This window comes from Sphingopyxis sp. GW247-27LB, from assembly GCF_002277025.1.
Lineage (GTDB): Bacteria > Pseudomonadota > Alphaproteobacteria > Sphingomonadales > Sphingomonadaceae > Sphingopyxis.
Genome location: NZ_NIWD01000002.1, coordinates 213,354 through 236,928 on the forward strand (window position 1 = coordinate 213,354; position 23,575 = coordinate 236,928).

General features: G+C 67.9%; 21 protein-coding genes. 15 read left to right on the forward strand and 6 right to left on the reverse strand.

Going from position 1 to position 23,575, the window contains the following annotated elements; translation table 11 throughout:
• Nucleotides 1–217: 217 nt before the first annotated feature.
• Genes CD928_RS01090 through CD928_RS01110 form a run of 5 tightly spaced genes read left to right on the forward strand, consistent with a single transcriptional unit; the run spans nt 218 to nt 9,738 of the window.
• Complete coding sequence (locus CD928_RS01090) at nt 218–3,589, forward strand: TonB-dependent receptor (RefSeq protein ID WP_095383748.1); 3,372 nt, start codon at nt 218–220, stop codon at nt 3,587–3,589.
• A 56-nt stretch (nt 3,590–3,645) separates the two neighbouring features.
• Nucleotides 3,646–5,193 carry a tryptophan halogenase family protein gene (locus tag CD928_RS01095; RefSeq protein WP_095383751.1) on the forward strand — a complete coding sequence of 516 codons (1,548 nt, stop codon included), beginning with the start codon at nt 3,646–3,648 and terminating at the stop codon, nt 5,191–5,193.
• Entirely contained in the window at nt 5,190–6,665 is a 1,476-nt protein-coding gene (locus CD928_RS01100; RefSeq protein ID WP_095385074.1) for a tryptophan 7-halogenase, read from the forward strand. The genes CD928_RS01095 and CD928_RS01100 overlap by 4 nt, the downstream gene beginning before the upstream one ends.
• The gene (locus CD928_RS01105; protein ID WP_255247001.1) at nt 6,658–7,692 is read left to right on the forward strand and encodes a cupin-like domain-containing protein; all 1,035 of its coding nucleotides are present in this window, start codon (nt 6,658–6,660) and stop codon (nt 7,690–7,692) included. The genes CD928_RS01100 and CD928_RS01105 overlap by 8 nt, the downstream gene beginning before the upstream one ends.
• Before the next feature lie 24 nt (nt 7,693–7,716).
• The gene (locus CD928_RS01110) at nt 7,717–9,738 is read left to right on the forward strand and encodes a glycoside hydrolase family 97 protein (RefSeq protein WP_095383756.1); all 2,022 of its coding nucleotides are present in this window, start codon (nt 7,717–7,719) and stop codon (nt 9,736–9,738) included.
• A gap of 169 nt (nt 9,739–9,907) precedes the next feature.
• Here CD928_RS01110 and CD928_RS01115 read toward each other — a convergent pair whose 3' ends face one another.
• Nucleotides 9,908–10,963 (reverse strand): Glu/Leu/Phe/Val dehydrogenase family protein, encoded by a 1,056-nt coding sequence (locus CD928_RS01115; RefSeq protein WP_095385077.1) that lies wholly within the window; start codon nt 10,961–10,963, stop codon nt 9,908–9,910.
• Between the two features lie 127 nt (nt 10,964–11,090).
• On the opposite strand from CD928_RS01115, the gene CD928_RS01120 reads away from it, so the two are divergent.
• From CD928_RS01120 to CD928_RS01130, 3 genes are read left to right on the forward strand one after another with little or no spacing between them, the layout of a single operon-like run.
• Entirely contained in the window at nt 11,091–11,555 is a 465-nt protein-coding gene (locus tag CD928_RS01120) for an Lrp/AsnC family transcriptional regulator (protein WP_095383759.1), read from the forward strand.
• Nucleotides 11,556–11,595: 40 nt separating this feature from the next.
• Nucleotides 11,596–12,207 (forward strand): TetR/AcrR family transcriptional regulator, encoded by a 612-nt coding sequence (locus CD928_RS01125; protein WP_095385080.1) that lies wholly within the window; start codon nt 11,596–11,598, stop codon nt 12,205–12,207.
• Nucleotides 12,208–12,213: 6 nt separating this feature from the next.
• Nucleotides 12,214–12,804, forward strand: coding sequence for a uracil-DNA glycosylase family protein (locus tag CD928_RS01130; RefSeq protein WP_255247002.1), 591 nt, complete (start codon nt 12,214–12,216; stop codon nt 12,802–12,804).
• A 3-nt stretch (nt 12,805–12,807) separates the two neighbouring features.
• Here CD928_RS01130 and CD928_RS01135 read toward each other — a convergent pair whose 3' ends face one another.
• The 5 genes from CD928_RS01135 to CD928_RS01155 form a co-directional block, all read right to left on the reverse strand.
• Nucleotides 12,808–13,023 (reverse strand): DUF2945 domain-containing protein, encoded by a 216-nt coding sequence (locus CD928_RS01135; RefSeq protein WP_095383762.1) that lies wholly within the window; start codon nt 13,021–13,023, stop codon nt 12,808–12,810.
• Nucleotides 13,024–13,088: 65 nt separating this feature from the next.
• The gene (locus tag CD928_RS01140) at nt 13,089–13,697 is read right to left on the reverse strand and encodes a glutathione S-transferase family protein (protein WP_095383765.1); all 609 of its coding nucleotides are present in this window, start codon (nt 13,695–13,697) and stop codon (nt 13,089–13,091) included.
• Nucleotides 13,694–14,158, reverse strand: a complete 465-nt coding sequence (locus tag CD928_RS01145; protein WP_095383768.1) for a DUF1579 domain-containing protein — start codon at nt 14,156–14,158, stop codon at nt 13,694–13,696. Before CD928_RS01145 ends, CD928_RS01140 begins: the two co-directional genes overlap by 4 nt.
• 13 nt (nt 14,159–14,171) lie before the next feature.
• The gene (locus CD928_RS01150) at nt 14,172–14,963 is read right to left on the reverse strand and encodes an NIPSNAP family protein (RefSeq protein ID WP_176473398.1); all 792 of its coding nucleotides are present in this window, start codon (nt 14,961–14,963) and stop codon (nt 14,172–14,174) included.
• A 308-nt stretch (nt 14,964–15,271) separates the two neighbouring features.
• On the reverse strand, nt 15,272–16,612 hold the full coding sequence (locus tag CD928_RS01155; RefSeq protein WP_095383773.1) for an MFS transporter: 1,341 nt from the start codon (nt 16,610–16,612) through the stop codon (nt 15,272–15,274).
• Nucleotides 16,613–16,783: 171 nt separating this feature from the next.
• Between CD928_RS01155 and cyoA the strand changes: the two genes are divergently transcribed.
• The 7 genes from cyoA to CD928_RS01190 are packed head-to-tail and all read left to right on the forward strand — an operon-like array spanning nt 16,784 to nt 23,510.
• Nucleotides 16,784–17,932, forward strand: coding sequence for a ubiquinol oxidase subunit II (cyoA, locus tag CD928_RS01160; RefSeq protein WP_095385085.1), 1,149 nt, complete (start codon nt 16,784–16,786; stop codon nt 17,930–17,932).
• A gap of 19 nt (nt 17,933–17,951) precedes the next feature.
• Nucleotides 17,952–19,961, forward strand: coding sequence for a cytochrome o ubiquinol oxidase subunit I (gene cyoB, locus CD928_RS01165; RefSeq protein ID WP_095383775.1), 2,010 nt, complete (start codon nt 17,952–17,954; stop codon nt 19,959–19,961).
• Nucleotide 19,962: 1 nt separating this feature from the next.
• Nucleotides 19,963–20,592, forward strand: a complete 630-nt coding sequence (gene cyoC / locus CD928_RS01170; RefSeq protein ID WP_095383778.1) for a cytochrome o ubiquinol oxidase subunit III — start codon at nt 19,963–19,965, stop codon at nt 20,590–20,592.
• Nucleotides 20,589–20,966, forward strand: a complete 378-nt coding sequence (cyoD, locus tag CD928_RS01175; protein WP_095383781.1) for a cytochrome o ubiquinol oxidase subunit IV — start codon at nt 20,589–20,591, stop codon at nt 20,964–20,966. The genes cyoC and cyoD overlap by 4 nt, the downstream gene beginning before the upstream one ends.
• Entirely contained in the window at nt 20,963–21,679 is a 717-nt protein-coding gene (locus CD928_RS01180; protein WP_095383784.1) for an SURF1 family protein, read from the forward strand. Before cyoD ends, CD928_RS01180 begins: the two co-directional genes overlap by 4 nt.
• The gene (locus CD928_RS01185; protein ID WP_176473399.1) at nt 21,676–22,980 is read left to right on the forward strand and encodes an ATP-binding protein; all 1,305 of its coding nucleotides are present in this window, start codon (nt 21,676–21,678) and stop codon (nt 22,978–22,980) included. The genes CD928_RS01180 and CD928_RS01185 overlap by 4 nt, the downstream gene beginning before the upstream one ends.
• The gene (locus CD928_RS01190) at nt 22,977–23,510 is read left to right on the forward strand and encodes a response regulator transcription factor (RefSeq protein ID WP_095383790.1); all 534 of its coding nucleotides are present in this window, start codon (nt 22,977–22,979) and stop codon (nt 23,508–23,510) included. The genes CD928_RS01185 and CD928_RS01190 overlap by 4 nt, the downstream gene beginning before the upstream one ends.
• Nucleotides 23,511–23,575 lie beyond the last annotated feature (65 nt).

Sequence of the window (23,575 nt, forward strand, 5' to 3'; positions counted from 1 at the left end):
GGGATTCGGTTGTTTTATCGGGATTACTCTCAGGAAATTCTAGGATTTTAGCTAATTATATAGCTGTAATCAAATAGATAGCCATCCACGGAAAACGGGCTTGCCATTCCTGCAACAATACGCAAAATAGTGCAAACGGATGCAGCGGCGATCGGCCGTCTGTCCGTGCGAACGAAAGGCCCGGAAAAATGGGTCAGCAGGGAAGGGGAGAGCCGTGATGCTCAACGGATTCGGACGAGGCGTGGATTTGCGCGGTGGCGCGTCGCTGTCGGTGCTGGCGGCGGCGGGGTTGCTGATGGCCGTGCCGGCCGCGGCGCAGGAAGCGGCGGCGCCCGCCGACGACACGGCGGCGGACAGCACGGGCAACGAGATCGTCGTCGTCGGCGTCCGCGCCGCGCTGCAAAGCGCGCAGGACCGCAAGAAGAACGCCGACACCGTCGTCGATTCGATCGACGCGACCGACATCGGCGCCTTCCCCGACAATTCGGTGGCGAGCGCGCTGCAGCGCGTTCCCGGCATCACCGTGTCGCGGCTGCAGTCGACCGACGACAGCACCCACCCGTCGGGCGAGCCTGCGGGCGTGCTGATCCGCGGCCTGACCTTCGTGCGCACCGAGGTCAACGGCCGCGACAGCTTTTCGGCCGACAGCTATCGCGGGCTCAACTTCAACGACATCTCGCCCGAACTGATGGCGCGGGTCGATGCCTACAAGAACCAGACCGCCGACATGATCGAGGGCGGGATCGCCGGGACGGTCGACCTGCGCACGCGGTTGCCCTTCGACGAGCCGGGGCTGGTGATCACCGCTAACGCCAAGGCGACCTATGGCGACCGGTCGGACAAGTGGAACGGCGAATTTTCGGTGCTGGCGAGCAAGACGTTCGACACGCCGATCGGCCGCTTCGGGCTGATGGCCGACTATGCGCGCAGCCATGTCGTCACGCGCACCGAGAGCGTGATCATGGACAAGATCCGCAGCTATTGCTCGTCGGGCGCGACGAACCCCGACGGCAGCGGCATCGTCAATGCCGACGGCAGCGTCGCGTGCGACAGCAATCCGTTCGGCGGCACGGGCTGGGCCTTCGCCCCCGACGGCGTGCGCTATTCGCTGGTCGATTACGACCGCACGCGCGAGGGCATCGCGCTCGCGGGCCAATATGAAAGCCCGACCGGCAATGTGCGCGCGACGGTGCAGTTCATCAAATCCTCCTATCACAATGCCTGGCTCGAAAACGCCTCGCATGCGATCCTCGAAGGGACCTATTACGGGACGCCGGCGTTCAACCCGGTCGCCTCGACGATCCTGCGCCCGCAGATGGGCAGCGGCGCCTTCACCTTCGGCCCCGACGGCATGCTGCAATCGGGGATATTGACCCAGGCCTATGGCAGCTGGCGCGGCAGTTTCGGTAGCGCGGCCGAGATGACCGACACCGGATCGGCGGTCCCCGGCCAGCCTTTCGTCGATTATTGCCCCGACCCCGCGGCGTGCACCAACGGCATGTATTTCCAGAACGAGGCGCGCAATTTCGACCATCGCGAAAAGACGCGCGACCTGTCGGCGAACCTCCAGTGGGATGCGACCGACCGGCTGCATTTCAACTTCGACGCGCAGTGGATCAAGGCGAGCACGACCAACGACGACATCCTGGTCGCGACGGGGTCGATGGCCGACTACGACTATCGCGTGAACGCCGACGGCACGCCCGAGATCACGCTGCTGCCCGGATCGCACGTCAACTATGCCGACGGCGGCCTCGCCAATCCGCACAACTACTGGATCCCGTTCATCCAGGCGCATCTCGAGGACAATGACGCCGAGGAACTCGCGCTGAAGGCCGACGCCGAATATGAGTTCGAGGGCAATGACTGGATCGACTCGCTGAAGGTCGGGGTGCGCTATTCGGACCGCAACCAGAATGTCCGCTATTCGACCTTCAACTGGACGCCGATCGCGGCGAGCTGGAACTGCAACGGGCCGGGCTTCAACGTCGACAACAGCACCCCGGCCGCCTATCCGGCGGGCTGCGGCGCGCGCCCCGATTTCCAGGGCTATGGCGCCGGCCTGTTCGAACCCTATAGCCTCGGCGGCGGCTTCTACAACGGCACCGCCTACGACAATGGCGACCTCGTCTTCCTGGGCCGCGACGCAATCCGCGATCGCAGCCGGCTGGTCGACGGGCTGCGCGGGTCGAACGTCAATCCGCCGATCCTGCCGGGCTGGACGCCGATCTGCGATCGCGGCGAGGCGACGGTCGGATGCTTCACCCCGTCCGAGGTGATGGAGGTCACGGAAAAGACCAAGGCCGCCTATGCGGTGCTGCGCTTCGGCGGCGACAATGCGATGATGGGCAATGTCAACGTGCGCGGCAACATCGGCGTGCGGATCGTCCAGACCAATATCGACAGCGCCGGCAATGTCGGCTTTCCGCAGCCGAACGTCTTCGCGCAGCTGCTCGCGACGCCGTGCGGCACCCCGCTGGGGCCCGACGCGGTGGTCAACCCGGCCTGTTACCTGACGCCCGAGCTGATCGCCTTCGCCGACGGCAGCGGGACGCCGAACAACCTCAAATCATCTTACACCAACGTCCTGCCCAGCTTTAACGTGCGCTTCGGGCTCGATGACCACAACTTCATTCGCTTCGGCTATTCGCGCGCGATGGCGCGGCCCGATTTCGGGCTGCTGCGGAACTTCGTCTCGATCCAGGCGCCGCTGATCGACGCGACCGCCGACAGCCCGTTCATCGTCCGCGACGGCGCGGGCAACATCACCGGTTATAATTTCCTCTTCCGCGCCGAATCGGGTTTCGCGGGGCTGAAGCCGATCCTCGCCGACCAGTTCGACCTGACCTTCGAACATTATCGGGGCAGCACCTCGTTCCACGCCGATATCTTCTACAAGAAGCTGCGCAACACCACCTCCTACGGCGAGTTCATCCGCACCTTCGACAATGGCGGGTCCGAACAGACGGTGGTGATGCGCGGTCCGCGCAACGTGAAGGACGGCGGCGAGCTCTATGGCTTCGAAACCGGCTTCCAGACCTTCTTCGATTTCCTGCCGGGGGCGCTTTCGGGCCTTGGCATGCAGGCGAACTACACGCTGGTCGAACAGAGCGGCATCAACAATTCGAACCTGGTGACGCAGGGCGCGCTCGATGGCGGCGGCACCGGCGGCTTCGGGGCCGGGCTCGACGTATCGGGCGGCCGCGGCGCGGTGATCGACTCGCACCGGCTCGCAGGGATATCGAAGCACACGTTCAACCTCGTCGGCCTTTATGAAAAGGGACCGATCGCGCTGCGCCTCGCCTATAATTGGCGCTCGCGCTTCCTGACCAACAATCTCGACTGCTGCATCGGCTTGCCGGTGTTCCAGAAGCCGGTCGGCTTCCTCGACGGGTCGATCCGCTTCTCGCCGACGCCGTGGCTCGAATTGTCGATCGAGGGTCAGAATCTGCTCAACACGACGACCGTCTATCAGCAGCAGATCTTCGGCGACACGGTGCTCACGCCGGGCGCGAAGCCGGTCTATCGCGACGCCAACTGGGGCCGGGTCGACCGCCGCTTCCAGTTCGGCGCGCGCGTGAAATTCTGACCAAAGGGGAAGGGGCGGCCGGGCGCCGCCCCTTTTTTCGCACGAGCGGAGCGGCCATGACGGACAGCCCCTACAGGATCGTCATATTGGGCGGCGGGACCGCGGGGTGGATGTGCGCCGCGGGGCTGTCGCGGCTGCTGCCCGCCGCCGATTACGACATCACGCTGATCGAATCCGACGAGATCGGGACGGTCGGGGTGGGCGAGGCGACGCTGCCGCACATCAAGACGTTCAACGACATGCTCGGGCTCGACGAGGCCGAATTCATGCGCGCGACGATGGCGAGCTTCAAGGTCGGCATCGAATTCGTCGGCTGGGCGCGCGAGGGCGAGCGCTATATTCACCCCTTCGGCACCTTCGGCGAGCGCTGGGCCGGCGCCGATTTCCAGCACCACTGGGCGCGCGCGCGGCTGGCGGGATCGGACCGCCGCTCGCTGCAGGATTACAGCTTCGCGGTCGCGGTGTGCCGTGCCGCGGGGTTCGAGCATCCGGGCGAAGACCCGAATTCGATCCGCTCGACCTATGCCTATGCCTATCATTTCGATGCGGGCCTTTATGCGCGCTATCTGCGCGAATGGACGACGACGCGCGGGGTGCGGCGGCTGGAAGGGAAGGTCGCCAGCGTCCGGCGCGACGGGGAGAGCGGCGACGTCGCGGCGCTGGCACTCGAGTCCGGGGCCGAGATCGCGGGCGACCTGTTCGTCGACTGCTCGGGTTTCCGTTCGCTGCTGCTGGGACAGACGATGGGGGTGCCGTGGCACGACTGGAGCGAATGGCTGCCGTGCGACCGCGCGCTCGCGCTGCCGTGCGCGGGAACCGCGCCGATGCTGCCCTTCACGCGCTGCACCGCGCAGCTTGGCGGGTGGACGTGGCGCATCCCGCTCCAGCATCGCATCGGCAACGGCCATGTCTTCGCGAGCGAATTTTGCAGCGAGGAGGAGGCAGAGCGGACGCTGCGCGGCGCGATCGACGGCGAGGCGCAGGGCGAGCCGCGGCTGCTGCGTTTCCAGGCGGGGCGGCGCGGCGCCGGCTGGGCGGGCAATGCCGTCGCGATCGGGCTGTCGAGCGGCTTTCTCGAACCGCTCGAATCGACGAGCATCTTTCTGATCCAGGCGGCGGTGACCGACCTCGCCGCGCTGATGCCGCGGCGCGGGCAGCGCGTCGATCCGCGGCTGCGCGCCGAGTTCAACCGGTTGTTCGAAGTGCATTACGACCGCACGCGCGATTTCATCGTCCTTCATTATGCGGCGAACGCGCGCGAGGGCGAGCCGCTGTGGGATCATGTCCGCCACATGGCGCTGCCCGACAGCCTGGCGCACAAGATCGAGCTGTTCCGCGAAAGCGCGATCGCCCCCGACTATGCGCTCGGCCTCTTCTCGCGCGATAGCTGGCTGTCGGTGTTCGAGGGGCAGGGGGTCGTGCCGCGCGCGCACAGCCCGATCGCCGAACGCGTGCCGCTGCCCGAAGTGCAGCGCCGGCTCGACGATCTGGCCGAGCGCATCGCGGTCAACGCCGCCGAGATGACGCCGCTCGCCGAATTCCTCGCCGGCACTTGCGCGGCGGAGGGCGTCGCCTTGCCCGGCATCGCGGCGAGCGCGGCATGAGCGGGGTCGCGATCCTCGGGCGCGGCGCGCCGCTGTGGCTCGCGGCGGCGGCGCTGCGGCGCGCGCTGGCGCCGGCGGGGGTCGAGATCGATGCGGTCGCATTGCCCGATGACGCCGCGCCGGGCGACCTTTATCCGACCTGGCCGGCGATCGAGGCGCTGCACGATCAGATCGGAATCGACGAGGCGGCACTGCTGCGCGGCGCGCGCGGGGCGTTTACGCTGGGCCGCAACATTGTCGACCGGAGCGGGGCGGAACAGCCACCCTTGCTGCTCGCGCACGGCGGATATGGGACGCGCATCGAGGGTGAGGATTTCTTTCCGCACTGGGTGAAGGCGCGGCATCACCGGCTCGGCGTCGGGCTCGACGATTTCTCGCTGACCGCGAGCGCGGCGCATCAGGGCCGGCTGTTCCTGCCCGACGAGGCCAGCGCGCGCTATGGCCGCGCCGACTATGGCTATCATCTGCCCGCCGCGGGCTATGCGAAGAGCCTGAAGGCGATCGCGCGGCATCTGGGAGTGCGGATTGCCGAGACGCAGACGGTCGACGTCGAGCGCGGCGAGGCGGGGGTGGCGGCGCTGCGGATCGACGACGGGACGCGTATCGCGGCGGCGCTGTTCGTCGATGCGACGCGCGAGGGCGTGGTGCTACGCGAAGGGCTGGGCGAGGCGTTCGTGCCGTGGGCGGCGCCGGGCGACCGGATGCTCACCGCGCGGGCTCCGCGGCTCGCTTCGGTGCCGGCCTATGCCGAGGTGCGCGCGGGCGCTGAGGGCTGGACCGCGCTCTATCCGGGGCTGACGCATCTGCACGTGGCGCATGTCTGGTCGAGCGCGGCGGCGAGCGACGAGGAGGCGCTGGAGGCGGCCAGTGCGGCGAGCGGGCTCGCGCTCGAAGCGCCGGCGGTCCGGACGGTAGCGCCGGGCTTCGTCCATGAGCCGTGGACCGCGAATGTCGTCGGGGTCGGCGAGGCGGCGGCGGGGTTCGATCCGCTGCACGGCTTCGCGCTGCACGCGCTGCAACTCGGGCTCGTCCATCTGATCGCCTGCTTCCCGGCGGGCGGCGCGATGGAGGCGCGGCGTGCCGAATATAACCGGCAGATGGCGATGCACATCGCGCGGGTGCGCGATTTCGAGGCCGCGCATTTCGTCTTGCAGCGGCATGCGGGGCCATTCTGGGATGCGGCGCGGCGCGTGCCGCTTTCGCCCGAGCTCGACCATCTGATCGCGCTGTTTCGCGCGCGCGGCGAGATCGCGCCGCAGGAGGGCGAGAGCCTGCCGCCCGACGCATGGCGCGCGCTGTTCACCGGGCTCGGGGTCGTGCCCGAGGGGTGGCGGCCGGCCGCCGACCGCCTGCCGCCCGATGTGGCGAAGGCGCATTTCCGCAAGATGCTGGGCTTCGTGCGCGAGCAGGTGCTGCGCCAGCCGACCCATGACGCCTATCTGGCGCGCATCGCGCAAGCCTCGCGTGGCTGAACCCGCGCGCCTCGACGCGCCCGGCGATGCGCCGTCGCCGCTCGACGCGCTGCCGCGTATCGCGGCGCGGCGCGCGCCGGCGCCCGCCGATTTCGCCGCGATCGTCGCGGCGGAAACCCCCGTCGTGCTGAAGGGACTCTTCGACGACTGGGTCGCGCTGGCGGCCGGGCGCGCGTCGCCCGGCCGCCTGATCGCCTATCTGGCGGGGATGGACCGCGGGGTGCCCGTCCCGGTGATGGAGGCGCCGGCGCGCGCCGGGGGGCGTTTCGCCTACCGCGCCGACATGCGCGAATTCACCTTCACCAGGCGGCACGCGCCGCTGCGCGAGGCGCTGGCGCGGATCGAGGCGCTGACCGGGCGCGAGGGAGCGCCGACCGCCGCGATCCAGATGCTGCCGCTCGCCGAGGCGATGCCCGATTTCGCGGTTCAGAACCCGATGCCGCTGCTGCCCGCCGGCACCGGGCCGAAGCTGTGGCTCGGCGGCGCGGTGAAGACGCAGACGCACAACGACCGCGACCATAATCTCGCCTGCTTGATCGCAGGCGGCCGCCGCTTCCTGCTGTTCCCGCCCGAACAGGTCGCGAACCTCTATGTCGGGCCGCTGGACAACCCGCCGCCGCTGTCGCTCGTCGACCCCGAGGCGCCCGATTACGAGCGCTTCCCGCGCTTTCGCAAGGCGATGGCGGCGGCGCGGGTCGCGCTGCTCGAACCCGGCGATGCGCTGTTCCTGCCGCGTTACTGGTGGCACCATGTGACCTCGCGGGATCCGTTCAACGCGATGGTCAATTACTGGTGGGGCGGAAGCGATGCGCCCTACGACGCCTTCCTTGCCGCGCTGCTCGCGCTGAAGGACCTGCCGCCGGGCGCGCGGACCTATTGGCGCGCGATGGTCGAGACGCATGTGTTCGGCGACCCCGGGACCTCGGCGGGCCATATCCCCGAAGGACTGCGCGGCGCGCTCGGGGCGATGCGGCCCGACGAGCGCGCGGTGCTGCGCCGCCGGCTCGCCGCCGCCTTCCAGACATGACCCTCCCCCCGAAAGAGAGATAGGATGACGCTGAAAACCCCGTTGCTGTTCGGTCTGTCGATGCTGGCGCTCGCGAGCCCCGCCGCGGCGCGCGAATGCGTCCGGTCGCCGAGCAAGATACTCGAGCTCTGCGTGTCGGTGGCCGACGGCAAGGCGCTTTACGAGGTGACGCGCGGCGAGGTGACGGTGATCGCGCCGTCGCGGCTGGGGCTCGCCTTCGCGGGCGAGGCCGACCCGCGCTATGCGGCGATCACCGATGTGGCGCGCGGCGCGTCGGACACGACATGGGAACAGCCCTGGGGCGAGCAAAGGCTGATCCGCGACGATCATGGCGAACTCCGGGTGACGCTGGCGGGGGACACGCCGCTCAGCCGGGCGGTCGGCGTGACCTTCCGCCTCTTCGACGACGGTTTCGGCTTTCGCTACGACTATGCCGCCATCCCCGCGGGGCAGGCGGTCGCGGTGACCGCTGATCACAGCCAGTTTCGCACCGTCGGCACCTATCAGGCGTGGTGGTATGAGGCGCTCGGCGTCGACCGCGACGAATATCTGTACAAACAGAGCGATGCGCGCCGGATCACCCTCGCCGAGACGCCGCTGACGCTGAAGGGCGACAATGGGCTGTATCTGAGCTTCCATGAGGCGGCGCTGGTCGATTTTCCGTCGATGCTGCTTCGCGGCAACGGCGCGGGAACCTATGACGCCTGGCTGATGCCGTGGCCCGACGGGACGCTGGCGAAGAAGACCGGGCCCTTCGCGACGCCGTGGCGAACCGTGCTGGTGGGCGATAGCCCGGCCGCGCTCGCCGACAGCCGGATCACCCTCAACCTCAACGAGCCGAGCAAGCTTCCCGACGTCGGGACTTGGTTCAAGCCCGGCAAATATGTCGGCGTGTGGTGGGAGATGCACCTCGAAAAATCGACCTGGGGCAGCGGGCCGAAACATGGCGCGACCACCGCGAACGTGAAGCGCTATATCGACTTCGCGGCGAAATACGGCTTCGACGGCGTGCTCGTCGAAGGGTGGAACCGGGGCTGGGACGGCGACTGGATCGCCAACGGCGACAAGTTCAGCTTCACCGAAGCCTATCCCGATTTCGACATGGACGCGATCGCGCGATACGGAAAGGCGAAGGGGGTCAAGCTGATCGGGCATAACGAGACCGGCGGCGCTATCGAGAATTACGCGCGCCAGCTCGACGCCGCGCTGAAGCTCTATGCCGATCACGGCGTGTCGGTGATCAAGACCGGCTATGTCCGCCCGAGCGGGACGATGGTCGACGGCGAGGGCGGGCAGCAGTGGTTCGCGGGGCAATATGCGGTGCGCCACCACCTCGACGTCGTGCAGCGCGCGGCGAAGCATCATATCGCGATCGATACCCACGAACCGGTCAAGGATACCGGGCTGCGGCGGACCTGGCCCAATTGGGTGAGCCGCGAGGGCGCGCGCGGGCAGGAGTTCAACGCCTGGGGCGACCCGAGCAATCCGCCCGAGCATATGACGATCCTGCCCTTCACGCGGCTGCTCGGCGGGCCGATGGATTTCACTCCCGGCATCTTCGACATCGTGCGCGGCGGCAAGGCGCTGACCCGGCGGGTGCAGTCGACGCTCGCGACCCAGCTCGCCGAATATGTCGTCGTCTATTCACCGATCCAGATGGCCGCCGACCTTCCCGAGAATTACGAGGCGCGGCCCGACGCCTTCCGCTTCATCCGCGACGTGCCGGCCGACTGGGAGACGTCGAAGACGCTGCAGGGCGCGATCGGCGACTATGTCGTCGTCGCGCGGCAGGCGCGCGGCGGCGGCGACTGGTATCTGGGCGCGATCGGCGACGAGGAAGCGCGCAACCTCGATCAGCCGCTGAGCTTCCTCGCTGCGGGGAAACGTTACGAGGCGCAGATATACGCCGACGCGCCGGGCGCCGATTACCGGACCAACCCCGAAGCACTGGCGATCTCCAGGCGGATCGTGACGCGCGCCGACACGCTGGCGCTGGCGCTGGCGCCGGGCGGCGGCGCGGCGGTGCGGTTCCGGTTGCTGGATTAGGGCGCGGGCTAGCGCGAAGCTCGTTAATCTATCCGCATCCCCGAGCGAAGACGAGGGGCTCGTTCGAGCGAAGCGAGAACCCGCGGGCGCCGCGGCCTCGACTTCGCTCGGCAATGCCCCTCGTCTTCGCTCGGGGATGCGGCTGATATTTATGACTCGCCGCGCTCGCTTACGCCGCGACAGCGCGCTGGGCGCCCGCGATCACCGCCTCGGCCATCTCGTCGGCGACCGCGGCGGGGGAGCGCTCTTCCTCCCGGGCAACGCGGAGAATGTCGGCGACGCGCGGCGCGATTCCGGCAACGCGCGCGGCGACGCTCGCTTCATCCTCGCCCAGATATTCGGCGGACACGTTGATGATCCCGCCCGCGTTGACGACATAATCGGGGGCGTAGGCGATGCCGCGATCGAGCAGCAGCGCGGCGACGTCGGGCGTCGCGAGCTGGTTGTTCGCGGCGCCGCAGACGAGCCGCGCCTTCATGCGCTTCACGGTGTCGCGGTCGAGCGCGCCGCCGAGCGCGCAGGGCGCGAAGATGTCGGCATCGGCGAGGGCAATTTCGTCGACCCCGACGACGCGCGCGTCATGAACATGGGCGAGCCGGTCGCGGCGATCGGGATTCGGGTCGGCGATCACCAGCTTCGCGCCCGCGCCTGCGAGGCGGCGGCAGAGGTCGGCGCCGACATTGCCGGTGCCCTGCACCGCGACGGTCAGGCCTTCGAGCTCGCTGCCCAGCGCGAAGCGCGCCGCGGCCCTCATCGCCTCGAACACGCCGAGCGCGGTCCACGGCGAGGGGTCGCCGCCGGCACGGCCGTCCTTCGCGTGCAGGCCCGCGACGTGGCGCGAGACGCGTGCGACCTCGTGCATGTCGTCGACGCTGGTGCCGACATCCTCGGCGGTCACGTAAAGACCGCCGAGCCTTTCGACCACCTCGCCGAAGGCGCGGAACAGCGCGGCGCGGTCGAAATCGCCCGCGGGCCGGCGCAGCACCGCCTTGGCGCCCCCGAAGGGCAGCCCGGCGAGGGCGTTCTTGTAGCTCATCCCCTCGGCGAGCCGCAGCGCGTCGGCGAGCGCCGCGTCCATGTCGTCATAGCTCCACAGGCGGCAACCGCCCGCGCCCGGCCCGAGCGCGGTCGAGTGGATGGCGATGACGCCGTCGAGCCCGCTGGCGGCGTCGAAAAGCCGCACGCATTCGACGGGCGGGGTCAGGCGGGCAGGGCGGGAAACCATCGTCATTGCTCCTTCGAGTGGAGCCGGGATCATCGCACCGCCGACGAGGATAATCTTTCGCGCATTGCCGCGGATTTGCGCAAATATGGGGATGTTATGACCGGATAATCGGTGATATGGGAATATTATGACCGACCTTGATCCATTCGAGAAAAAGATCCTCCGCGAACTGCAGCGTGACGCGAATCAGACGACGGCCGAGATCGCCGAGCGCGTCGGGCTCTCCTCCTCGCCTTGCTGGCGGCGGATCGACCGGCTCGAGCGCGAGGGGTTCATCCGCAAGCGCGTCGCGGTGGTCGACCGCCGCAAGGTCGGATTGAACGCGCATGTGTTCGCGCAGGTGAAGCTCAACGCGCACGGCCGCGCCAACCTCGACGAGTTCAGCGAGGCGATCCGCGCCTTTCCCGAGGTGCTCGACGCCTATGTGCTGATGGGGTCGATGGACTTCATGCTGCGCGTCGTCGCGAAGGACATCGACGCCTATGAGCGCTTCTTCTTCGACCAGTTGAGCAAGCTGCCGGGGGTGCAGGAAATCAATTCGACCGTCGCGCTCTCCGAGATCAAGTCGACGACCGAACTGCCGCTGGGCTGATGCTGTTCGCCGGTCCGAAAATCGCCTAATGATGGATGCGATGGAACGAAAAAGCCGCGGCAAGCTGAGGATCAATGACCCCGAGGGGATGCGCGCGCGCATCCTCGACGCCGCGGCCGACCTGTTCCAGGCGCGCGGCTATCACGATACGTCGGTGCAGGATGTGAAGCGCGTCGCGGAGGTGTCGAGCGGCGCTTTCCACCATCATTTCGAATCGAAGAAGGCGCTGGGCCTCGCGGTGGTGAACGACCGCGTGTCGGGCGCGCTGCGCGAGGCGTGGCTCGACCCGCTGCTCGCGGCGCCGACGGTCGCCCAGGGGGTACGGGACGCGATCGGCGCGACGAGCGGCGACTTGCGCGCGCAGGGCTTCGTGCGCGGCTGCCCGGTCAACAATCTGGCGGTCGAGCTCGCCTTTTCGGATTCGGATTTCCGCGAGGCCTTGCAGGCGATCTTCGCCGACTGGCAGCGGACGATCGCATCGCGGCTGGCGGCGGAACCCGAGCCGTCCGCCTTCGCCGGCGTCAGCGCGCACGATCTCGCGGGCTTCATCGTCGCCGCCTATTCGGGCGCGATGACGATGGCGAAGGCCGAGCAGTCACCCGAGCGGCTCGACGCGACGGTCGCGATCCTGATGCGGCTGTTGAGGGCTTAGGTCGCTGTGAATGCGAATCCGCTGAGCCAATTGCTCGACGATATCCGCGCGTGCCGGCGCTGCTCCGACGATCTGCCCTGCGGTCCGCGCCCGGTCGTGCAGGCGGCGGAAACCGCGCGGCTTTGCATCGTCGGGCAGGCGCCCGGCAGCAAGGTGCACGAAACGGGCATTCCGTGGGACGATGCCTCGGGCCGGCGGCTTCGCGACTGGCTCGGGCTGACGCCCGCCGCCTTCTATGATCCGGCGAAGGTCGCGATCGCCCCGATGGGCTTCTGCTATCCCGGCAAGGCTGGGTCGGGCGACAATCCGCCGCGACCCGAATGCGCGCCGCTGTGGCATGGCAGGCTGACGGCGCTGTTGCCCGATATCGGGCTGACCGTGCTGGTCGGGCACTATGCGCAGGCCTGGTATCTGGGCCGCAGCCGCAGGGCGACGCTGGCCGAGACCGTGCGCGCCTGGCGCGATTATCTGCCTTCGGGCTTTCTTCCCCTGCCGCACCCTTCGCCGCGCAATCAGCCCTGGTTGGCGAAGAATCCGTGGTTCGAGGCCGAACTGGTGCCGCACGTCCGGGCGGCGGTGTGCTCGCTGGGCCTGTAGGCGTCAGTCCGCGATCTTGCGCAGGGCCGACCCCTTGTGCATCGCGACATGGTCGGTCTTGTCGCTCTTGATCTCATATTGCGGTTCGGACGGGCTCGCGTGATGCGTATAGCCCTTGTAATCGACGTTGCTGGTATGGATCTTGAGGATGTGGCCGCTGACGTGCCCGGCTTCGGAGTTCCATCCGACATGGTCGCCCACCTTGAAGCGATCGCTCATTGTTCGTCTCCCGCGATGGACCAGAAACGAGTTCTGGGGCCGGATCGTTGCACGCGCGGAGGCGCTTATCCCATCACGTCCTGAGGCGCGCGCCAGCCGGGACGGGCCTCGATGCGCGCGAGCCAGGCGCTTATCGCGGGATAGATCTCTAGGTCGAGGCCGGGGAGGTCGCGGTAGAGAAGATAGGCGCCGCACGCGATATCGGCGGCGGTGAGCGCGTCGCCGAGCAGAAAGGGAGACGCCGTCACCGCCTCCTCGAGCGCCGCGAGATCGGCCAGCATCCGGCCGCGCAGCCACGCCATCACCGCAGTGCCCGGACCATCGCCGAACAGGGCGTGAAAGCGGTAGTTGGGCAGCGAGAAGCCGATGCGGTTGGCTTCCCAAAACAGCCAGCTCGTGACGCCGTCGGCCTGCTCCGGCCAGCCGAGCGCGCCATGCGTGCGGCAGAGGTGGAGGAGGATCGCGTCGGACTGGACGATGGGGACGCCGTTCGCGATCAGCACCGGCACTTCGCCGAAGCGGCTGTGGCGCCGCCATTCGGGATCGCGCGCGGCGCGCGGCACCGCGATGTCGATCGCGCGATAATCATGATCGATCCCGAGCAGCAGCAGCGCGAGCCGCGCCTTGTAGGAATGGCCCGAATGGAGGCTGCCGAACAGCGTATAGGCGGTCATGCGCGGGTGAAGTCCATGATCCAGTTCGTTTCCCAGCTGGCGCCGCCGTCGGCGGAGAAGGCCTGCTCCCACCGCGCCGACGCCGGGGTGATCCGGGACCAGATGAAGCGCATGTCGATCGGCCGGCCCTGCCATTCGTCCTTGCCGAAGAAGGTGCCGATGCCATCCTCGAAGCGGCCGTCGAGCGGCGCGGCGAGACCCGGAAAGCGCAGGTCGATCCACCAGATCGTCCAGATGCCGGTCGCGGGATCGGCGCGCCGCACCGTCGCGGCGGCGTACGCGCCCGCGGGGTCATCGAGCCAATGATCGTCTACATTGCCCGCGCCGCCGAGCATTTCCCAGCCGCGGCAGGTGCCGCCGAATTCGTGCCAGTCGTCGCTCCCCGCGAGCCGCTGGCGCAGCTTGCGGTGCCGCACCCGCCAGTCGCCGGTCTGAAAGGCGAAATCATGCAGTCCCTTCATGTCGCCCCTCCCGTCAGCGCAGCGCCGAGCGCGGGGTCGGGTCGAGGCGCAATATCTGCGGCGCGCGCTCCTCGGCATCGCGCAGCGGCGCTTCGACCTCGGCCCGCCAGCGCGGCGACGCTCGCGCCGAGGCGAGCGCGGCCTCGATCGCTGCATGGCTGTCGCCGCGCACGAACCAGACGAGCAGTTTGCGGTCGTCGCGGACCGGAAGGCGCGGGAAATTATTGGGCTCGGCGAGCGGCACATAGGCGCCGACGACCTTCAATCCGGCTGCGGCCAGCGCCGGCTTCATCCGCTCATCGAAGAAGGCGGCGAAACCTTCGTCGGGCGTCTTCCACAGATATTCGATGACCACCCATACCGCGCCGCCCGGCGCGCCGGCGGCTTCGCGCGGCGCGGCGGGCGCGAAGGCGAGGTCGGGTGCGGCGGGGCGCAGCAGCAGGACATTGTCGTTGTCGACGAGCATCGGGTTCGCCGCCTCGCGGTTCGCCTGCCAGACCGGGCCGAAATAGAAGGCGTTCAGCCCCGTCGCGCGCGACGGCATGTCCGCGAAGGCGCGAATCCAGGTGAAGCGGTCGGGGTCGGCATGGTCGCGAAACTGGCCGACGAGCCGCATGCCGAGCGCCTCCTGGCTTTCGACGAACCTGTCCTCGAACAGCTCGACGAAGGCGTCGCGACGCCCCTCGGCCAGCTTGTACTGCCGGAGTTCGACGACTTGGGCGTCGCCCTCCTTCGCCATTGCGGGCGCGATGCCCGCCGCCGCGATCGCCGCTATCGATGCTGCCTTGAACAGGGGTTTGACCATGAATGCGTCCTCCGAGTCCAATACAGACGGGTCGACCTGTTTTGTCAAGGGTGCGGAGATGTGGGCGGCGGCCGAAAGGTGATCGGATTTCTCTCCACCGATCTGGACATGATATCCTCCCTGCCGCGAAGCGGTGGGGAGGGGGACCGCCGAAGGCGGTGGAGGGGCTGCGAGCGCAGCGAGCGCTGCGCGCTCGGCCCCTCCGTAGCGGCTACGCCGCTGCCACCTCCCCATCGCTACGCGACGGGGAGGATCATGAGCCGCCCTTCCCGAGGCTCGGAAAAGGGGGGTATTTCGATGGAAGCCGCTCAGTCGATCGTGCGTGCGAGTTCGCGGTTGAGCCACAGCGCGACGAGCGTGCCGATCGCCCCCGAGAGGAGATAGGCCCCCGCGGCGAGCAGGCCGAACTCGCTCGACAGCCACAGCGCGACCATCGGCGCGAAGCCCGCGCCGAACAGCCAGGCGAGATCGGAGGTGAAGGCCGATCCGGTGTAGCGGTGGCGGGGGTGGAAGTTCGACGACAAGGCTCCCGACGACTGGCCGAAGGCGAGGCCCAGGAGGATGAAGCCGAGGATCATGAACGCGGCCTCGCCGACCTCGCCCGCGCCGAGGAGCTGCGGGGCGAAGCCGCTGAACGCCGCGATCGCGGCGGCGGTCGCGCCGAGCAGGGTGCGCCGCCCGATGCGGTCGGCGATGGTGCCCGAAGCGATGATCGCGGCGACGCCGAAGACCGCGGCGATCGCCTCGATCATCAGGAAGCGCACCGGGGTCTCGTCGGTGAAGAGGAACACCCACGACAGCGGAAAGACGGTGACCATGTGAAAGAGGGCGAAGCTCGCGAGCGGCGCGAAGGCGCCCGCGACGATGACCCGCCATTCCGAACGCACGGTTTCGAGGAGCGGCGCGGGTTCGAGATCGCGGTTTGCGAAGCCTTGCTCATATTCGGGGGTCACGACGATGCGCAGCCGCGCGAACAGCGCGACGACGTTGATCGCGAAGGCGACGAAGAAGGGATAGCGCCAGCCCCAGTCGAGGAAATCCTGCGCCGGCAGCGCCGCGATCAGGAACATGAAGAGCAGGCTGGCGACGATCAGGCCGAGCGGGGCGCCGAGCTGCGGGATCATCGCGTACCAGCCGCGCTTGCCCTCGGGCGCGTTGATCGCGAGCAGCGAGGCGAGCCCGTCCCACGAGCCGCCGAGCGCGACGCCCTGGCCCATGCGGAACAGCGCGAGGAGCAGCGCGGCGCCGAGGCCGGCCGTCTCATAGCTTGGCAGGAAGGCGATCGCCGCGGTCGAGCCGCCGAGCAGGAAGAGCGCGATGGTCAGCTTTGCGCCGCGGCCATAGCTGCGGTCGATCGCGGTGAAGATGACGGTGCCGACCGGGCGCGCGGCGAAGGCGAGGGCGAAGATGGCGAAGGACCAGAGCGTGCCCGTCAGCGGATCGAGGTGCGGGAACACCAGCTTCGGGAACACCAGCACCGAGGCGATGGCATAGACGAAGAAGTCGAAGAATTCGGAGGTTCGCCCGATGATCACGCCGATCGCGATCTCCGCGGGCGCGAGGCTGTGGCCGTCGTCGTGCAGCGCGCGGGCATCGCGTTCGGCCTGCGTCGTATGAGGGCTCGTATTGGGCGCGGTATCGGCAGACATTGATCTTCGGGTCCTGCTGCTGGCACCCTAGCACATGGGCGCGCGAGTCGGAAACAGGGGCAAGGCCCCATGATGGAATGCCCCCTGCGCCAAAGCGCCCCGCGGGGGGATTGGACAAAATGTCCTATGTGCACTGCAACAAACCAGGCCTAGGCGCGCCATATGCCCAAGATGCTTCCCCGTTCGACCGCCCGATTCAAGCTGCTGGCGCCGCTCGGCCTGCTGCCGCTGCTCGCCGGATGCAATATGGTCGTGCTCGACCCCGCCGGCGACGTCGCACGCCAGCAGGGCAATCTGATCCTGATCTCGACCGCGCTGATGCTGCTGATCATCGTCCCGGTGATGATCCTGACGGTGCTTTTCGCGTGGCGCTATCGCGCCGCGAACAAGGAGGCGACCTATAAGCCCGACTGGGACCATTCGACCCAGCTCGAACTGGTGATCTGGGCGGCGCCGCTGCTCATCATCATCTGTCTCGGCGCGCTGACCTGGGTCGCGACGCACCTGCTCGACCCCTATCGCCCGCTCGCGCGCACCGCGCCGGGGCAGGCGGTGACGGCCGAGGTGCGGCCGGTCGAGGTTCAGGTCGTCGCGCTCGACTGGAAATGGCTGTTCATCTACCCCGAACAGGGCATCGCGACCGTCAACGAACTCGCGCTTCCCGCGCATCGTCCGGTACGCTTCCGCATCTCCGCCTCCTCGGTCATGAACAGCTTCTACATTCCCGCGCTCGCCGGGCAGATCTACGCGATGCCGGGGATGGAGACCAAGCTTCACGGCGTGTTCAACAATACCGGGCAATATACGGGTTTCTCGGCCAATTATTCGGGCGCGGGCTTTTCGGACATGCGCTTCGCGGTGAAGAGCCTGTCCGACGCCGATTTCGCGGCGTGGGTCGCGGCGACCAAGGCGGGGGGAGGCACGCTCGACCGCGCCGTTTATCTCAAGCTCGAAAAGCCGAGCGAGAAGGTGGCGGCGCAGCGCTTCGCGTCGGTCGATCCGCAACTGTTCGACGCCGTCGTCAACATGTGCGTCGAGCCGGGTAAGATGTGCATGCACGACATGATGTCGATCGACGCCGCGGGCGGCGCCGGCGTCGCGGGGATCGGCAACGTCCGCAGCCTGACCTACGACAAGTTCGCCGCGCGCGGCACCGAGCCCGGCTATTGGGGCCGGCGCTACGTCGGCGCGCTGTGCAGTTCGCCGCTGATCGCGAGCGGCGACCGCCCCGACGCGACTCCCGTCGACCTGGCCCCGCTGACCGGCGCCGGCCTCAAACAGACCGCCTTCGCCGACCGCTCCGCGCCGCCGCATTCCTGATCGCCTGCAAGAGATCGTCATGACCCCGCATCCCGCTCCCGAAACCGGCCCCCTGCTCGGCAAGCTGTCGCTCGACGCGCTGCCGCTGCACGAGCCGATCCTCGTCATCACCTTCATCGCGGTCGCGATCGGCGGTCTCGCGCTCGTCGCCGCGATCACCAAATACCGCCTCTGGGGCTATTTGTGGAAGGAATGGTTCACCACCGTCGACCACAAGCGGATCGGGATCATGTACATGATCCTCGGCCTCATCATGTTCCTGCGCGGCTTTTCGGACGCGATCATGATGCGGCTCCAGCAGGCGATGGCGTTCGGCGGGTCCGAGGGCTATCTGCCCGCGCACCATTATGACCAGGTGTTCACCGCGCACGGCGTCATCATGATCTTCTTCGTCGCGATGCCGTTCATCACCGGCCTGATGAACTATATCGTGCCGCTGCAGATCGGCGCGCGCGACGTCAGCTTTCCCTTCCTCAACAATTTCAGCTTCTGGATGACGACCGCGGGCGCGGTATTGTGCATGATCTCGCTGTTCGTCGGCGAATTCGCGCAGACCGGCTGGCTCGCCTATCCGCCGCTGTCGGGGATCGCCTACAGTCCCAATGTCGGGGTCGATTATTATATCTGGTCGCTCCAGATCGCCGGCGTGGGCACGACCTTGTCAGGCATCAACCTGATCGTGACGATGCTCAAGCTGCGCGCGCCGGGCATGCGGCTGATGAAGATGCCGGTCTTCACCTGGACCAGCCTCTGCGCCAACATCCTGATCGTCGCGACCTTCCCGGTGCTCACCGCGACGCTCGCGCTGCTGACCCTCGATCGCTATGCCGGCACCAATTTCTTCACCAACGACTTCGGCGGCTCGCCGATGATGTATGTGAACCTGATCTGGATCTGGGGTCACCCCGAAGTCTATATCCTGATCCTGCCGCTGTTCGGGGTCTTCTCCGAAGTCACCTCGACCTTCTCGGGCAAGCGGCTTTTCGGTTATACATCGATGGTTTACGCCACGATCTGTATCACCATTCTCAGCTATCTCGTGTGGCTGCACCATTTCTTCACCATGGGGTCGGGGGCGAGCGTCAACAGCTTCTTCGGCATCACGACGATGGTGATCTCGATCCCGACCGGCGCGAAGCTCTTCAACTGGCTGTTCACCATGTACCGCGGCCGCATCCGCTTCGAGCTGCCGATGATGTGGACGGTCGCCTTCATGCTGACCTTCGTCGTCGGCGGCATGACCGGGGTGCTGCTCGCGGTGCCCCCCGCCGACTTCGTGCTGCACAACTCGCTGTTCCTCGTCGCGCATTTCCACAACGTCATCATCGGCGGTGTATTGTTCGGCCTGTTCGCGGCGATCAATTACTGGTGGCCCAAGGCGTTCGGTTTCAAGCTCGACGTCTTCTGGGGCAAGATCAGCTTCTGGTGCTGGGTCGTCGGCTTCTGGCTCGCCTTCATGCCGCTCTATATCCTCGGCCTGATGGGGGTCACCCGCCGGATGCGGGTGTTCGACGACCCGAGCCTGCAGATCTGGTTCGTCGTCGCCGGCATCGGCGCCGCGGTGATCGCGGTCGGCATCGCGGCGATGCTCGTCCAGTTCGCGGTCAGCATCTGGCGCCGCGACCAGCTTCGCGACGAGACCGGTGATCCGTGGGACGGGCGCACGCTCGAATGGGCGACCAGCTCGCCGCCGCCCGACTATAATTTCGCCTTCACGCCGGTGATCCACGACCTCGACGCGTGGCACGACATGAAGCGGCGCGGCCACGGCCGCCCGGTGACGGGCTTCCGCGACATCCACATGCCGAGCAACACCGGCGCGGGGATCATCCTCGCGGGGATCAGCCTGGTGATGGGTTTCGCGCTCGTCTGGCATATCTGGTGGCTCGTGGCGGCGAGCTTCATCGCGCTGATCGGCGCGGCGATCGTCCACACCTTCAACTACAAGCGCGATTTCGACATTCCGGCGGCGACCGTCGCGGCGGTCGAAGACGCGCGCACCCGCCAGCTCGCGGCGACGGGAGCCTGACATGAGCACCAAGACCCTCGCCGCCGCGGACGAAGAGCTGCGCTTCTACGACCTCGACGAACATGCCCATCCCGAGGGGCACAGCACGATGCTGGGCTTCTGGATCTATCTGATGAGCGACTGCCTCATCTTTGCGATCCTGTTCGCCTGCTACGCCGTGCTCGGCGGCAATTATGCCGCGGGGCCGGCGCCGAAGGACCTGTTCGAGCTGCCGCTCGTCGCGCTCAACACCGCGATGCTGCTCATCTCGTCGATCACCTTTGGTTTCGCGGTGCTTCAGATGCAGCAAGGCAAGGTGCGCGGCACGCAGATTTGGCTCGCGGTGACGGCGCTGTTCGGCGCCGCCTTCCTCGCGATCGAGCTCTACGAGTTCCGGCACCTGATCCATATCGGCGCGACGCCGCAGCGCAGCGCTTTCCTCTCCGCCTTCTTCACGCTGGTCGGGACGCACGGGCTGCACGTCACCTTCGGCATCGTCTGGCTGATCACGCTGATGGTCCAGCTGAACAAGCACGGGCTGATCGCCGCGAACAAGCGCCGCGTCATGTGCCTTTCGATGTTCTGGCACTTCCTCGACGTCGTCTGGATCGGCGTCTTCACGATCGTCTATCTGATGGGAATGCTCCAATGAGCCGCGAATCCACCCCCGGTCATGCGGACCACCCGCACGAGATCGAGATGCCGCACGCCTCGCTGCGCGATTATCTGATCGGCTTCGCGCTGTCGGTCGTGCTGACCGCCATCCCCTTTTGGCTGGTGATGACGATGCCGCTCTCGGCGGGCGCCACCGCGGCGATCATCATGGGCTTCGCGATGGCGCAGATCGTCGTCCATATGGTCTTCTTCCTCCATATGACGCCGAAGGCCGAAGGCGGCTGGTCGCTGATCTCGCTCGTCTTCACGATCATCGTCCTCGGTATCGCGCTCGCGGGGTCGCTGTGGGTGATGCACCACCTCAACACCAACATGATGCCGATGCCGCACGACATGAACCAGTTGCCGTGAAACGCCGGCTGCTGACGGCGCTGGCGCTGCTGTTCGCGGCGGGCTTCGTCGCGCTCGGCATCTGGCAGGTCGAGCGGCGCGCGTGGAAGCACGAACTGATCGCCGCGGTCGATGCGCGCACCCATCGGCCGCCGGTCGCCGCGCCGGGGTCGGCCGAGTGGCCGGGCATTTCGGCGTCGCGCGATGCCTATCGCCGGATCAGCGCGACCGGCCGCTTTCGCCACGATCGCGAGACTTTGGTGCAGGCGGTGACGACACGCGGCGCGGGCTATTGGGTCCTGACCCCGCTCGAGACGCCGGGCTTTACCCTGCTCGTCAACCGCGGCTTCGTGCCGCCGGACAAGCGCGCTGCGACGACGCGCGCCGCGGGGAATCGGGGCGGAATGGTCACCGTGACGGGGCTGCTGCGCATCAGCGAGCCCGGCGGCGCCTTTCTGCGCGCCAACGATGCGGCGGCGGGGCGCTGGTATTCGCGCGACGTCGCGGCCATCGCCAGCGCGCGTGGGTTGCGGCGCGTCGCCCCCTATTTCCTCGATGCGGACGCCGCGCCCAATGCGGGCGGCTATCCGGTCGGCGGGCTGACCGTGGTGCGCTTTCGCGATAGCCATCTCGTCTATGCGCTGACCTGGTTCGCGCTCGCCGCGCTCAGCCTGTTTTTCGCCTGGTTGCTGTGGCGTCCGGCGCGGCTTCGGTCCAATAGTAACGCCCGATGACCATGCAGCCCCCGATGCCCGCGCTGCCGGAAGCCGACGCCGGCCGCCGCAACATGACGTTGCTGATCCAGCTCCGCTGGCTCGCGGTCGGCGGCCAGCTCGCGACGATCGGCGTCGTCATCGGGCTGATGGGCATCGCGCTGCCGCTGGCGCCGCTGCTCGCGGCGGTCGCGGTGCTGGTCGCGATCAACATCGTCAGCCTTGGATTGCTCCGCCGCGGGCGCACGGTCACCAACATCGAACTGACCGCCGCGCTGCTGTTCGACGTCGCGGCGCTGGCGTGGCAGCTTCACCATAGCGGCGGGCTTTCCAACCCCTTCGCCTCGCTCTTCCTGCTCCAGGTCGTGATCGGCGCGATCCTGCTGACGCCGCGTTCGTCGTGGGCGATCGTCGCGGCGACGCTCGCCGCGCTCGCGGCGCTGCGCGTCGACCCGACGCCGCTGCTGCTCCCCGCGCGCTACGCCGCCGATCCGCTCGGCCTTTACCTCCAGGGCAGCCTCGTCTGCTTCGTGCTGATCGCGGTGCTGCTCGTCGCCTTCGTCACGCGGATCAGCCGCAATCTGCGCGACCGCGACGCGGCGCTCGCGGCGGCGCGCCAGCGCGCGGCGGAGGAGGATCATATCGTCCGCATGGGCCTGCTCGCGTCGGGCGCGGCGCACGAACTGGGGACGCCGCTGTCGACGCTGTCGGTGCTGATCGGCGACTGGCGGAGCGCGCCGCGGCTCGCCAAGGATGGCGAGTTGCAGGCGGATCTCGTCGACATGGATGCCGCGGTGGGGCGCTGCAAGACGATCGTCAGCGGCATATTGATGTCGGCGGGCGAGGCGCGCGGCGTCGCGCCGCGGCTGACGACGATGCGCGCCTTCCTGACCGACATCGTCGAGGATTCGCGCGCCGGGCGGCTGCCGGGGACGGTCGAATTCAACGATCTGTTCGGCGCCGACGTCGCCATCGTCTCCGACCCCGCGCTGCGGCAGGTGATCGGCAACGTCATGGACAATGCGGCCGAGGTGTCGCCCGATTGGATCGGCGTCACCGCCTCGCGCGACGGCGACATGGCGGTGATCGAGATCGCCGACCGCGGGCCGGGGTTCAGCGACGAGATGCTCGAACATTTCGGCCAGCCCTATCGTTCGACCAAGGGGCGGCCGGGCGGCGGGCTGGGGCTGTTCTTGCTCGTCAACGTGCTGCGCAAGCTGGGCGGCGGCGCGAGCGTCGCGAACCGCGACGCGGGCGGTGCGCTCGTGCGCATCCTGTTGCCGCTTTCGGCTATCGCGCAGGGCGAGGGAGAGGCGCCATGACCGGCAGGCGGCAATTGCTGATCGTCGAGGACGACGAGGCGTTCGCGCGGACGCTGAAGCGCTCGTTCGAGCGGCGCGATTACGATGTGCGCACCGCGGCGAGCCCCGACGCGATGGAGGCGGTGCTAGCCGACTATCGGCCGGGCTATGCGGTGGTCGACCTGAAGCTGGGTGGCGCCTCCGGGCTGGCCTGCGTCCAGACGCTGCGCGCCGCCGACCCCGCGATGCGGATCGTCGTCCTGACCGGTTTCGCGAGCATCGCGACCGCGGTCGAGGCGATCAAGCTGGGCGCCTCCTATTATCTCGCCAAGCCGTCGAACACCGACGACATCGAGGCGGCGTTCGATCGCGCCGAGGGCAATGTCGATGCGCCGCTGGACGCCCGGCCGTCGTCGATCAAGACCGTCGAGTGGGAGCATATCCACCAGACGCTCGTCGAAACGGGCTTCAACATCTCCGAAACCGCGCGGCGGCTCGGCATGCACCGGCGCACGCTGGCGCGGAAGCTGGAGAAGCGGCAGCTGCGGTAGTTGTGGGACGGCATCCATTGAATCGTCATTGCGAGGAGCGAAGCGACGCGGCAATCCAGAGTAGG